Source organism: Scopulibacillus cellulosilyticus, assembly GCF_042665295.1.
Lineage (GTDB): Bacteria > Bacillota > Bacilli > Bacillales > Sporolactobacillaceae > Scopulibacillus_A > Scopulibacillus_A cellulosilyticus.
The window spans coordinates 79,849-93,639 of record NZ_JBHTCO010000045.1; the positions used below are offsets into that span (position 1 = coordinate 79,849).

Below are 13,791 nucleotides of genomic sequence, written 5' to 3' on the forward strand. Positions count from 1 at the left end.
GTGGGGACTAGTCACATACGTAAAACGTATATATTTTTAATCTATGTTTTTGCTTGTCCAAATATTAGGGTGCGTCAAAATTAACTTAATGGAATTTACTAGATATATCATCCTGATGCAATAGTAATTTCTTGAATTTAAATTACTTTGATAATTTCATTTTCAAATAATTGAGGATGTTCGGAACGACAAGCGAATTGGGATCATCCTTTAGTGAACCCCCTTCAATACCTTCAAAAATATTAAACCAATAATGTCCTTTATTAGGGATGACAAGTGTTTGTGTGTCGAACCCTTTTTGTTCCAATAACAATGAAAATGCCTCAGACTGACTGGCAGGAACGACATCATCCGAATCACCCCAAATAATGAAAAAAATAGTATTAAAAGGCTTTTCAAGCATTTTAATTTTATAGTATGGTGAGGCCTCTTTATACTTTTCAGGCATTTCATTACAAGACCCGCCCATAAGCTGGCCGACGGGATCGTTATCTCTCGCTTCCATTGTGTACTGTTGCCAGGCAGGTAAATCATAGACACCATAAACGCCGATCACAGCCGTGATATGATAAGAAGGATCTTTTTGGCTGTCTATGGTGATATATGTTGCAAGATGGCCGCCTGCAGAATCACCGAGGATAACGATATTATCGGTGTCAATCTTCCACTTTTTCGAGTTTTTAACAAAAAATTGTACAGCATCTTTTACATCATTGATAACATCAGGATACGTTGGGGTTTCAGGTGTTGATAAGCGATAATTAAAGGTCATTGTTACATATCCTTGTTGGGCGAGATATGGCCCCCACTCGCAGTACATCTCTTTATAGCCCTGCAGCCATGCGCCGCCGTGAATAAGGACGATTCCCGGATATTTATCCCCCTCAGTTGGATAATAGACATCAGCTTTCAATGGCCCGTCATCGGTTTCTTTAAAAATAATATCTTTTTCTTCGTTGATTGGCATCATTTGTTAAACTTCCTTCCCTAAAGTTAATTTGCTATATGTCCATAATCAGTTTCTATACTATTTATCTTTAAATATACCCCTAATTTCCGTAAAAACGAATTCAAAATTCCAATAACCATATCAATTTATAACACTACCACACTAAAGATTTATAGTATTAAACTATAAAATTATCAAAAATAGGTATTAGAATTAATAAGTTTATACATTTATAATGGCTACATAAAAGCACCCAAGCGAAAAGGGGAATGAAGTTATGATGAAAAGATTTGAAAACGTTTTTATACATTGATAAGGTTTTCGTTCAAGGTGATACACCAGGAAATCTGAATCTTATAAAATTACGGAGGTTATAACATGCTTCTTTCTAATCAGAGTAACGCCAAGAAAACAAAAGTAAGATGGAATATAGCTTTACTGATGTGGCTTGCTATATCTATTAACTATATTGATCGAACAAATCTTTCGGCAGCAACACCTATAATAATGAAGCAATTTCATATTTCACCGGATATGATGGGGATTATTTTATCAGCCTTTTTTTGGCCATATGCACTTCTTCAAGTACCAGCCGGATGGTTTTCTGATAAAATTGGTCAACGTGTATGTTTAACAATTTCTGTTGCATGGTGGTCAATCGCAACGATTGCAACGGCATTTATTCGCGGTGTCGGATCACTATTCGCTACAAGGTTTTTTATGGGTATTGGTGAATCAAGCGCCTTTCCGAGCTGCGCAGGGGTTACTGCAAGATGGTTTCCTGACAAAGAAAGAGGAAAAGTTTCAGCTATATATGACAGCGGAACAAAAATAGGTACCGCTGTAGCGATGCCCGGCGTTGTGTGGTTACTTTCTAGATTTGGCTGGCAAGCGCCATTCATTATTTCCGGTCTGCTTGGTCTGATTTGGGCGGTTATCTGGTGGCTGTATTATCGTGATCCGGAAAAGCATAAGTACGCCAATCAAGCAGAAGTTGATTATATTCGAGATGGTCAAATGAAAAAAGAGGGCGTTGATCAAACTCAGCCTATTAAATGGTATCAACTGCTTCGATATCGGAATATTTGGGCTATGTGTATAGGCTTTACCGCATTTACCTTTGTCATGTACTTTTTTATCACGTGGTTTCCTACCTACCTTGTACAAGAACAAGGAATGAGTTTGTTGAACATGGGGTTTGTTGCTATGATCCCTCCACTTACAGGTTTTGTTGCAGAACTTATAGGCGGATGGTTAACTGATTATTTATATATGAAAGGTCTTTCTCTATCGGTTGCACGTAAGATCAACTTGGTTGGAGGAATGTTACTGGCAACATCTATAGCCTTTGCTGCAATTGTCCATTCCACTGTATTGGCTGTAGTTCTATTCTCCCTTTCATATGCCGGCTTAGAAATTGCCGCCGCAGCAATTATGGCATTGCCGGGCGACGTCGCTCCTAAAAATATGACTTCAATCGTATTCGGTCTTCAAAATGCCGTCTCTAATTTGGGAGGCGCTTTAGCTCCAATTGTTGTTGGACTTATCATTGCAAAGACACATTCATTTGTCCTTACTCTTCTATTTTCAGGTGTTATCACGCTGATTGGTGCAATAACCTATCTTTTCTGGCTTGGAAAAGTCGAACCGATTGATGTTGAAAAAAAGAAAGATAACAGATCGCCACTTAGCAAAACCGTTAAGTAAAACTTGGGAGTAATGAAATTTTGTAATTTTTAATTTAATATCAATTCTAAAACCCTCTGAACTATGGATTACATGGCTCAGAGGGCTTATCGTTATTTTAAAGCGGATAGAAACAATTACTAAGTTATCTTCTTATTTTAGAAATCGAAACTCGCATTCAATATTTAGTAAAATCCCCATTGCTCTTATCCAGCTTATTTTCCAGCACCTCATTAAATTGCTCCACTTCATTTCGAATGCTAATCGTTTGTTCCCATGAATCAATAATAGCAAGAGCCTTCTTATTTAATCGCAGAGCTTCAGCATAATCCCCTGTACCGGCTGACAGTTGGGCCCTGCCATAATAGTAATATATAAGCTCTATCTGGTTAGGTTGGGTTTTGTCATATAACACATGCCCGAAAGCTTTTTCTGCCTTTTCGGCCTCACCGCACTCTACATAGGCAACCCCTAAATTGAAATAAGCTTCAATCGTTTTTTCACCGCCATAAACGGCACTGATTTTATTCGCTTCTTCATACCACCGGACAGCTTCTTTGTATTGGCTGCGCTGTAAACAGAGATCACCTTTAACTAGTAAAAGGCGATGCTGAATGATAGGTGATGAAGGGATATTCACAGCCTCATCTAATATATCAGCTGCTTTATCAGGTTGGTTTTCTTTCAAAGACAGCCTTGATTTAAAAGCAAGTCCTAACACTTTTAAATCGCACACATCAGGATTATCGGCATCCAAGTGTTCTAATACTTGGAGTCCCGCTTCAATCTGTTGGAGTCCTCTATTTAAATCGTTTATCTCAATAAGTGCCCAACCTGCTGTATCAATTTGAAACAATGCTTCAAGTATCGGTTCATCTAATTGTCTTGCAGCTTTAGCCGCCTTAAGACCGTATTCTATTCGTAACGGCAAATTAACCCTGCTTAAAAAATGGCTGACTCGTATTACTAGTTCAATTAAGAATTCACTTTGTCCTTCCATATAAGCCCACTCTAAGGCTTTATATATATTTGGCCACTCCTGTTTAATTTTTTCGAGATCACGGCCAAGAAGGTAATTCCAATAAGCTGCGCTGGGCTGTTCCCGTTTTAAATAGGTGTCCAAATAATTAATATAATATTGAACCCAGCGTTTGCGTGATGCCAATTCCATCTCTTGATTCTCAGATAAATTCTGCTCACCGTAAGCTATTACCGTTTGATGCCCCCGATAGTGAAGTTGTTCATTTACCCGCTCAGGCTGAATTAATGCATAGGTTCTCATCTGTTCAACAGCATGATGAAAACGCCGAACGTCCAATCCTGCTGCTTGCGCCCAGCTGTTTGCATCTGGAGGCCTAGTGAAAAAACAGAGCACCTGCCAAAGGCGCCGAGTATCCTCATGACAGCGTATCCACGTGCGTCCAAAAAGATATTCAAAGAGTCCTAATAAAGAATAGCTTGCTTCTTCTATTTCCTTAATAAGCCTTTGAATGGGAATATCATTATCTATGATATAGGCAATACTGAGTGACAAGGCTTTAGGATTACCTGCAGTTGCCGAAATTAACTGCATATGCATTTCACTGGATGCATGAAGTAACTGCTTGATCTTTTTTTGTTTGTCCGGGGGATGAAACATCTTATCGTGACGGGAGACCTCCTGAATAAGAAAATCGAGAGCCTCGGTTTTTTGAAGTCCGCTTAATTGAATGATATTCATGTCCCGAAAGGCTTCACCGTAATTTTGATTTAGATTTTCCCGGGCAGTTAGGATTACCTTAACACCTTGCGGGAGATCATTAATAAATTGGGAAATATCACTGTCTGCAGTATCAATACTGTCAACAATAAGCAATATTTGCTCTTCTCTGGCATACGCTGCGAGGGCATGACGAACAACCAATTGCTTTTCATTAATCGATTTATCTATGAGTTCAGCCCGTCCAAGCTGATAGGCAATTGTGTTAAGAAAGTCGTTGAAACTAAGATTTTTCAAATCAGCGCTCACCCATATCATACAGCGAAACCTCGGCCAACACTTGTCAAGGGTGATCCCTTCTCGATGCAGCCTGCCAACACAGGCATAGGCCGCTTCAAGCGCAATCGTTGTTTTCCCCATTCCTGCCCATCCGGTAATTAGGCACATCGGTGAAGGAGATAACATCCATTGCCGAATCGCTTCCAATTCATGCCGGCGTCCAATAAAAGTGTTTGACCAGCGTGTCGGCAAGTTATGTCCCAAAGGCTTGACTTCCATGGCAAACTTTTGATTATCCGGCTTGTCATCAAACAGCCGTTCAATGACTTTTTTAATGTCTTGATCAGAAGGAGCACCAAATAATCCGTTTTTCTGCTGCTTTTTAGCCTTCTTAAGACAAGAAGCTATCCATAAAGGTATGGCCGGTTTGACAACGGGAATAGAGGTCGTCTGCAATAGTTCCGTAAACCATCTTATATCCATTTCACTGTTTTCAAGGATGATCCATATGACGCCAAAAAGTTTGGCATCTTCAATCCGCCCAGGTATATATTTACTTCCCATTTGCCCCATCCAGCTTTTAATGGTATTTGCCGAAACGCCAAGTTGATCCGCAATCTTGTCCAGATAAGATTGCCCCGTTGAGAACGTTTCCGGTTTCTTCCGCTTGGTTTTATAGTCAGGATGCTGTCTTAATGCCTTAATGCCGGAAGATAACAGTTTGGCAAATCCGTTCTGGTCTTCAAGTTCAGCCATAACCTCTGCTCACTTCCTTTAGCGATTCTTTATAACTTATTTTAGCCAGTACATTCCTTTTTGTACATGGAAAACAAAAAGTACAGTACCACTGTACTTTTATACAGTTGAAAATGCTAGAAACCCTTTGAGTTAATGTGTAACGTTAAATATGAAACAAGTGATTTTAAAACTGAATGCACTTACATTTTTGATGAGAGTATGAATCTATCTTTCTTATCAATATTAGAGTTTCACAATTAAAGCGATTAAATTTTATAAGCATTGTATCCAAGATTAAATACTAATAAAGAAAGGAAATTGACGAATGTTAAAAAACACTGTACCTCAAACAATGAAAGCAGCCGTTATGCACAGCCCTCGGAAAATCAATATCGAAACACTGCCTGTACCGGAAATTAATCCAGATGAAGTTTTGATCAAAGTCATTGCCGTGGGCATATGCGGCTCAGATCTGCATTATTATACACACGGCAAAATCGGTAAATATGTTGTAGAAAAGCCGTTTATCCTTGGTCATGAATGTGCCGGGGATATTGCAGCCGTCGGGTCAGATGTCAAAGAGTTTAAAGCAGGCGACCGTGTAGCGATTGAACCGGGCGTAACCTGCGGACACTGTGAAGCTTGCAAAGAAGGAAGATATAACCTTTGTCCGGACGTTCAGTTCTTGGCTACGCCGCCCGTAGATGGAGCGTTTGTCCAGTATATTAAAATTCGAAAAGACTTTGTTTTTCCGATTCCGGATACGCTTTCTTACGAGGAAGCTGCCCTTATTGAACCCTTCTCCGTTGGCATTCATGCCGCAAATAGAACCAAACTGCAGCCTGGTTCCACGATTGCTATTATGGGAATGGGGCCGGTTGGTCTGATGGCTGTTGCCGCAGCCAAAGCATTTGGCGCAGGAAACATCATTGTAACTGACCTTGAACCGCTTAGACTTGATGCGGCAAAACAAATGGGGGCAACCCATGCAATTAATATTCGTGATCAGGACCCGGTTAAAGAAATCCGTAAGTTAACAAACAACAAAGGGGTTGACGTTGCTTGGGAAACAGCAGGAAATCCATCGGCACTGCAGTCAGCACTGGCATCAGTTCGCCGCGGCGGAAAACTTGCCATTGTCGGATTGCCAGCCCAGAACGATATTCCGCTTAATGTACCGTTTATCGCAGATAATGAAATTGATATCTCTGGTATTTTCCGATATGCCAATACGTATCCAAAAGGCATCAACTTCCTTGCCTCCGGTATTGCGGATACAAAGAATTTAATTACAGACAAGTATTCATTAGAAGAGGCACAAGAAGCAATGGAGCGGGCGCTTAATTATAAGAATGAATGTTTAAAGGTAGTTGTCTATCCGAATCGCTAATTTCCGTTATTGAATAGTATCGCATCTTTTCATATAAAAGGAGTACGAAATTTGCTTAGAGTTAATAAAGGGCACGTCTTAGGCGGATTTTAGTACTCCCGCTGTATCAATAGATCTAAAGATCGAAGTAAACTAACAAATGTAACCGGATTCAGGAGGGATGATAAATGATCAACACAGCACAATCAGAAAAATTGAAGTCTGGGGACTTAACGGAGACAACATTCAGCGGGCGTTTATCATGGTTAGAGCGGTTTGGATATGGCTTTGGCGATATGTCTTATAATATTATCTTTCAATTTGTAAACGCATATCTCCTATTTTATTTTACAGATGTCGACGGTATTAAGCCCGCAATTATTGCAACATTGTTTCTGTTAGTACGTATTTTAGATGCTGTCTGCGACCCTCTAATGGGATTCATTTTAGACAAAACCAATACACGATGGGGAAAAGCCAGACCATACTTATTATGGGTTGCCCTTCCGTTCGCAGTATTTACTGTTTTATGTTTTACAACACCCCACTTTGGATTAACAGGAAACATGATTTATGCCTACGTGACTTATATTTTGCTTGGGATGTCTTTCAGTATGCAAACCATACCAGTCAATAGCTTAACCGCCCGGATGACTGATAATGTACAAGAACGAACGGTTTTAACAACGGTACGTATGATATTAGTTTATATTGGCATCCTTTTATCCATCGCATGCGCAACGCCGCTTGTTACAGCGTTTGGCGGTCATAACCAGTCAAAAGGATTTCTGTTTACTGCTCTTCTCTATGCAATTGTAAGCATCATTTTAAACCTTTTCAGCTTTTTTACTGTCAGGGAAAGAATCGCTGTTAAAAAAAGGCATAACCATGGATTCAAAAAGACAATATCTGTGCTATTTAAAAACAAACCGTTGATTATTCTTGCTTTATCATTTTTAGCGTTTGCAATCGCTTTTAACATTCGATTAGGTACAATGGTCTACTATTTTACGTATAATATGCATCACAAAGAATTAAAATTTATCGGAACTGTTTTATTTTTTGGCGCCGCGTTAATCAGCAACTTATTTATACCTTTGTTATCTGAAAAATGGGGTAGAAAGAAATTAATGATTATCTCAGCATCTCTTTCACTGCTTACGTACGCTGGGTTGCAGTTTACACCCTATACTTCGGTCACACTTATTTTAATCTGGTTTTTTACTTCCGGCTTCTTTACAACACCCTTAAATACGCTTGCTTGGGGGATGCTTGCAGATTGCGTAGACTTCGCAGAATGGAAGACTGGTGTTCGAGCAGATGGTGTAGTTGTGTCCAGCATGAGTTTTATCAACAAATTAGGTGTTGCTATTGCCGGTTCTTTCGCTGCATTCTACTTGGGACGGTCTGGTTATGTCGCTAATGCCCATCAGACACTCTCATCCCTTAATGCCATTCGGAACATGAATGCTTTGATTCCAGGAATTTTTATTTTACTTTCAATCTTAATCATATGTTTCTATCCTCTATCGGAAAAAAGGTATCAAACAATGATTTCAGAAATGGAACAGAAAAAGCAGGATAAATAATGGATAATTAAGTAAAAGATGATCAGCATAATATTGGCTGCTTAAAATAATCTTTAAAAAGGCATGAAAAATTACCTCTGAAGAATGTTGCCCCCTTCAGAGGTATATTGATTTTTTCTTATCATATTTAAAAATAGAAATTCGATTAATGAAGATAGTTAATGGCCTGAAACACTTCCCCAAGCGTTTTACAGCCTTTGTAGTCACCATTTTCCTCCTGGATCATCCAACATTGCTCGGCTATGGCTAGTTCATTCTTATCATTTTTAACGAATGGAATATTAATCATATAAACCTTCCCGTCTTTTCTAACCGTATAACCTATATAATATTCCCTTCCTTCGCCTTCCTCTTCATAAAGGCCAATATCTTCAAGGCCATAATTATTCATAACGTTCTTCATTTCTGATTTCATATCATTTAGGACTGTTTCTCTCGGTACGTATTCCATATCCTAAATCTCCCTTCTTAATATCATCGGGTTTTTTAGACAAAATGTCTTTACCCCTATATTTTGGGAAGTATTAGTCAAATTGATAACAAGAAATGTAATTTTATGCTTTAAATTAAGAAATTTGTTTTACCTCAAAAATTTGTGAGCTTTTTAAACAAACGTTTAATTAAAGTGGATATGATTAACTTAGATTCGATCGAATTCCTTTTAACGCTAATGATAAAGTTACCTCAAAAAACCAAAAGAGAACTCATTCAATTTTATAATCCCATAGGAAATTGATTGAAATCTTTATAGCAGTCAAGCTCAGGTGATAGGAATATCTTTTGTGTTATGATAAAACTGAATTTATTAACTTATCAAAATTTAATTTTAGGAGATGGTGATGTGAGTATATTTGCAAAAGATGTCTTGAAAGGAAAGCATGCACTAGTTACAGGTGCCACAGGCGGCATAGGCTCAGAAACTGCAAAAGTCTTAGCCGGAATGGGTGCCAGTGTGACCATTACAGGGAGACGACTTGAGAAATTGGATGAGCTTTCAAAAGAAATTAGCGAGATGGACCTGAATAGTAAAGTATTTTCGTATGCAGCGGATCTTGGAAAAGAAGAAGAACGCGAAAAACTTGTAAGTGCTGCCGAAAAAGCGCATGGTCCGGTTTCACTGCTTGTAAATAATGCGGGTGTTTTGGGCGGCGGCACCGTTGATCAACTTGAACAAGCAGACATTGAACGGGTCATGTATATCAATTACACTTCAACCGTTTTGTTAACGCAACTGATCTATAAAACAATGAAACAACAAAAAGATGGTGCCATTGTCAACGTGGCCTCATTGTCTGGTTTGCGGGGTACATACGGGGGAACTGCCTATGCCTCCTCAAAATTTGCCTTGATCGGTTTTACCCATTCAATGGCCGTTGAAGCAATCGAACACGGCATAAGAGTTAATGCTGTTTGCCCCGGCTTTGTTGATACAGAAATGGGAAGAAACTCTGTGCAAAATAAGGCGGATCGTGAAAATCGCTCTGTTTCCGAAGTCATAAAGGGATCAATTCCATCAGGACGTATGACAACACCAAGTGAAGTAGCCAACACGATTGCCTTTTTGCTAACGGACGCAGCAGAAAACATCGTTGGCGAGTCTGTTAAAATATCGGGCGGCAGTGTATTGCGGTAGGTATTTTTTAGAGTATACAAGCTATTAGATCAGGTTTAGTCATTTTCCACTAGAAATCAAAATTTTAATTTTTCACAGCATACTAAATACCATAATTTAATAATTATTTTTAGTTTACTTTTAAAATTCCCCCTTTTTAGGGAAAATCTTTATCCCAAGCCGAGCCCTTAGGCGCATATACTACATTGTATTTGGATATGAGGAGGATACGGATGGATAGGCAATTGTTTGGAGGTTATTCTGGTTACGGAAGTTATATGGGCTATGGCGGTTATCCGGGTTATGGAGGCTATATGGGATCCGGCGGCGGATACCCTGGCTATGGCGGCTATACCGGGTACGCCGGTTATCCAGGTTATGGCGGTCATATGGGCTACGGGGGCTTCCCTGGTTACGGCGGTTATATGGGCTCAGGCGGCGGATATCCTGGCTATGGCGGCTATACCGGGTACCCTGGTTATCCTGGTTATGGCGGTCATATGGGCTACGGGGGCTTCTCTGGTCACGGCGGTTATATGGGCTCAGGCGGCGGGTACCCTGGTTATGGCCGATGCCAACAAGACACTATTATTACAGAGAACTAAAATCGAATATTGATCTAATTAAAAATTAGCTTTGTGATTAACGTGAAAAAGGCAGCAACTTAAAAAGGTTGCAGCCTTTTTTATTACCTGAGATAGAAGCTTCCTATTAAAGGAAATGAACATTTTTGCTTCCAAAGATGTCTCTTACAATGTAAACTAAATAAGTAACCCTTTAACACTGAATAGTAAACGCAAAATAGATTCCAGAAAGTAAAAATAACAAGAACACTCTTTAAAAAGTGAAAATATAAAGTTTTTCTATTAAATGATAAATCTGATGAGGTGATTGGTTGCACAAGCATAAAAAGTCTGACATTCGTGAATGGAAGAAAAAATTAGCAGCATTTGAACGTCCGCATATCTCGACAAGTGTAAGACAGCTGATTAATTCAGTAGGGCCGTTTATCATATTATGGGTTTTAGCTTATTTAAGCTTGCAGATATCGTTTTGGTTAACTTTATTATGCGCCATTCCGGCGGCAGGATTTTTAGTGAGAACGTTCATCATTTTTCATGATTGTACGCATTATTCATTTTTCAAAAGCGTTAAAGCTAATAAAATAGTAGGTACAATTACCGGAATGTTTACCTTTTGTTCATATGAAAAGTGGAAAAACAGTCATGCAAAGCACCATGCTTTTAATGGAAATTTAGAGAAACGCGGTTCCGGTGATGTATGGACGATGACTCTTCAGGAATACGCAAACGCTTCTTGGCTGAAACGTTTATGGTACCGCACATACCGTAACCCGATTGTGATGTTTTTAATCGGGCCGTTATATATCTTTTTAATCGCTTACCGCTTTAACAATAAGAACGCACCAAATAAAGAAAAGAGACACGTTTGGATCACTAATATGATTCTCGTTTCTGTTATATTGCTGCTGGGTTACACGTTAGGATGGAAAGCATTTATTTTAGTTCAGCTGCCGATTTTTTATATTGCTACATTCATAGGCGTATGGCTATTTTACGTACAGCATCAGTTTGAAGATGGCTACTTCGAAAATAGCGACAATTGGAATTTTGTCGAAGCTGCATTAAAAGGAAGCTCTTTCTATAAACTGCCGAAAATTTTGCAATGGTTTTCAGGAAACATCGGATTCCACCATGTGCATCATTTGAATTCCCGCGTGCCAAACTATCATCTGGAAAAAGCACACAAAAGTGATCCCCGGCTTCAGGATGTGCCGACGCTGACACTGTTGATGAGTTTGAAATCACTCACCTTCAAGTTATGGGACACTCAGTCAAAGAAATTTATTGGAAACCGCGGCATTAGAAACTATATTAGAGAAAACAATTAGCATAATGATATTCCGGGCTGATCTTATGAGTCTACGAAATAGTGACTTTTGGGATCAGCCTTACATATGTTCTTTTTGAAATCTAATTTTCTTAATTAAGTTTTAAATACTAATTAGAAGGGAAAAAATTTATCAAGGAGGAGGTTCGTGATGAAAAATATCGTATTTTATGATGCCGAGTGCCCCTTGTGCTCAAGTGTGAAGACTGTTATTGAAAAATTAGATTGGTTTCACCGGATTAAATGGATGCCTGTACAAGAAATTGAACATAGCGACCGCTTTCGTTTTTTGCAAGGACGTGATATTTATGACCGCATTCATATGATTTCATCAAAAGGACATTTGCATGCCGGAATTTACACGATAAGAAAATTGTTAACACAGCTGCCGCTGACCTTCCCTGCAAGTTGGATACTGTACTTACCCTTCATGGATAAAATCTTAGATCCATTGTACATGTGGATTTCTAAAAATCGTTACCAGTGGTTTGGACGTTTAGAATCTTACTCTTAAGTTAGTTTTTTATGGCTCTCACAAGATCAGTTTAGCTCCTTTATCAAAAGGCATTCCAAATCGGGATGTCTTTTGTATCAGGTTTTTATTTCCAATTGGGCGAATGTCATAAATGCCATGCTGCAGCCTAAAGGAGTTTGGAACACAAAAAGGGAGTCTCCCCCAGCTGTCGAATTGAGTAAACGATACAAACTCATAAGGTTGGGGGAAATTCCCGGATTTTTTTATACGGCATAGATGCTTGTTTAAGCTGTGCCATTTTAGACACTTTGAAGCCATTTTTCAACTATTGATATTAATCCAATCCTCACCGCGATAACGAAGAAGTCATGTTTACAACTGTTCGCCCTCTCGCTTGTCCTTTTAATAGTGTAGGAAGAACGTCCGGAAGTTGATCTAAAGTAACTTCTTGTTGAATAAAATCTTCTAAGTTAGACGGTTTGAAGTCTGTTACTAGGCGATCCCAGGTTTTAAGCCGCATTTCCATCGGACAATAGACGGAATCAATCCCAAGTAAATTGACACCCCTTAAAATAAATGGGAAAACAGTTGACGGCAGATTTGTCCCTGCTGTTAACCCGCTTACAGCGACCGAGCCGCCGTATTGAATTTGGCTTAGGACAGATGCAAGCGGTTCACCGCCAACTGGATCAACAGCAGCCGCCCATTTTTGTTTTCCTAGTGCTTTGATCTTTCCATCATATACTTCATCGCGTGAAATAATCGATGCTGCTCCGAGCTTTTGCAAATAGTCGTATTCCGATTCTTTACCTGTACTTGCTTCAACCTGATAACCGAGAGCCGAAAGAATTGAAACAGCAAAACTGCCGACGCCGCCGGTTGCACCTGTGACAAGCACCTTTCCTTTTTCCGGTGAAACTTTATTTTCTTCCAGACGTTGAACAGACAATGCCGCCGTAAAACCGGCTGTTCCGATAATCATTGCTTCTTTTAAAGAAAGACCCTTTGGAAGCGGAACAATCCATTTAGCTGGAATACATGCATACTCACTGTACCCTCCAAAATGGGAAACACCGATCTCATAGCTTGTCGCAATGACTTCGTCGCCTTCCTTAAAGCGTGGATCATCGGACGAGATGACAACACCTGCCAAATCAATGCCGGGTACAAACGGATAAGTTCTGACAATATTGCCATTGGGAATAGCAGCGAGGCTGTCTTTATAATTCACACCTGAATAGTGAACACGGATTAATACTTCACCTTCTGGCAAGTCTTGAAGATTTAGCTTTTCAACCCCAACAGAAAATTGATCATTTTGTTTGTTTACGACTAGTGCATTAAACAATTGGGACATGTACGCTCCTCCTTTATAAATAATGTAAACTGTATAAGAGAGCTGATTTATTTTTCCTTATTTTAACACATAAAATGACTTTTAACGTTTTCTTTGCTTATAGCTTTGAAGGAGGAGGACTTTTAAA

At 39.3% G+C, this 13,791-nt stretch carries 11 protein-coding genes; 7 read left to right on the top strand and 4 right to left on the bottom strand.

What is annotated here, in order from left to right:
- Window positions 1-142: 142 nt before the first annotated feature.
- Window positions 143-970, bottom strand: a complete 828-nt coding sequence (locus ACFQRG_RS21490) for an alpha/beta hydrolase fold domain-containing protein (RefSeq protein WP_380970151.1) — start codon at window positions 968-970, stop codon at window positions 143-145.
- Window positions 971-1,327: 357 nt separating this feature from the next.
- Here ACFQRG_RS21490 and ACFQRG_RS21495 point away from each other — a divergent pair, with 357 nt between their 5' ends.
- On the top strand, window positions 1,328-2,656 hold the full coding sequence (locus ACFQRG_RS21495; RefSeq protein WP_380970154.1) for an MFS transporter: 1,329 nt from the start codon (window positions 1,328-1,330) through the stop codon (window positions 2,654-2,656).
- 157 nt (window positions 2,657-2,813) lie between these two features.
- Here the strand turns inward: ACFQRG_RS21495 and ACFQRG_RS21500 are convergent, their stop codons facing one another.
- Window positions 2,814-5,369 (bottom strand): NB-ARC domain-containing protein, encoded by a 2,556-nt coding sequence (locus ACFQRG_RS21500; protein WP_380970157.1) that lies wholly within the window; start codon window positions 5,367-5,369, stop codon window positions 2,814-2,816.
- 307 nt (window positions 5,370-5,676) lie between these two features.
- Between ACFQRG_RS21500 and ACFQRG_RS21505 the strand changes: the two genes are divergently transcribed.
- Both ACFQRG_RS21505 and ACFQRG_RS21510 read left to right on the top strand, forming a co-directional pair.
- On the top strand, window positions 5,677-6,741 hold the full coding sequence (locus ACFQRG_RS21505) for an NAD(P)-dependent alcohol dehydrogenase (protein WP_380970160.1): 1,065 nt from the start codon (window positions 5,677-5,679) through the stop codon (window positions 6,739-6,741).
- A 167-nt stretch (window positions 6,742-6,908) separates the two neighbouring features.
- Window positions 6,909-8,309, top strand: coding sequence for a glycoside-pentoside-hexuronide (GPH):cation symporter (locus ACFQRG_RS21510; protein WP_380970163.1), 1,401 nt, complete (start codon window positions 6,909-6,911; stop codon window positions 8,307-8,309).
- A 145-nt stretch (window positions 8,310-8,454) separates the two neighbouring features.
- On the opposite strand, the gene ACFQRG_RS21515 is transcribed toward ACFQRG_RS21510, so the two are convergent.
- Window positions 8,455-8,760, bottom strand: coding sequence for a DUF5634 family protein (locus ACFQRG_RS21515; RefSeq protein WP_380970166.1), 306 nt, complete (start codon window positions 8,758-8,760; stop codon window positions 8,455-8,457).
- 390 nt (window positions 8,761-9,150) lie between these two features.
- Between ACFQRG_RS21515 and ACFQRG_RS21520 the strand changes: the two genes are divergently transcribed.
- From ACFQRG_RS21520 to ACFQRG_RS21535, 4 genes are all read left to right on the top strand, one after another.
- Window positions 9,151-9,942 carry an SDR family NAD(P)-dependent oxidoreductase gene (locus tag ACFQRG_RS21520; protein ID WP_380970169.1) on the top strand — a complete coding sequence of 264 codons (792 nt, stop codon included), beginning with the start codon at window positions 9,151-9,153 and terminating at the stop codon, window positions 9,940-9,942.
- 212 nt (window positions 9,943-10,154) lie between these two features.
- Window positions 10,155-10,526 carry a hypothetical protein gene (locus tag ACFQRG_RS21525; protein WP_380970172.1) on the top strand — a complete coding sequence of 124 codons (372 nt, stop codon included), beginning with the start codon at window positions 10,155-10,157 and terminating at the stop codon, window positions 10,524-10,526.
- 290 nt (window positions 10,527-10,816) lie between these two features.
- Complete coding sequence (gene desA, locus ACFQRG_RS21530) at window positions 10,817-11,833, top strand: Delta(5) desaturase DesA (RefSeq protein WP_380970175.1); 1,017 nt, start codon at window positions 10,817-10,819, stop codon at window positions 11,831-11,833.
- A 150-nt stretch (window positions 11,834-11,983) separates the two neighbouring features.
- Window positions 11,984-12,346, top strand: coding sequence for a thiol-disulfide oxidoreductase DCC family protein (locus tag ACFQRG_RS21535; protein WP_380970178.1), 363 nt, complete (start codon window positions 11,984-11,986; stop codon window positions 12,344-12,346).
- A 307-nt stretch (window positions 12,347-12,653) separates the two neighbouring features.
- Here ACFQRG_RS21535 and ACFQRG_RS21540 read toward each other — a convergent pair whose 3' ends face one another.
- A complete protein-coding gene (locus tag ACFQRG_RS21540; protein WP_380970181.1) occupies window positions 12,654-13,664 on the bottom strand; it encodes an NADPH:quinone oxidoreductase family protein in 1,011 nt (336 codons plus the stop codon).
- Window positions 13,665-13,791 lie beyond the last annotated feature (127 nt).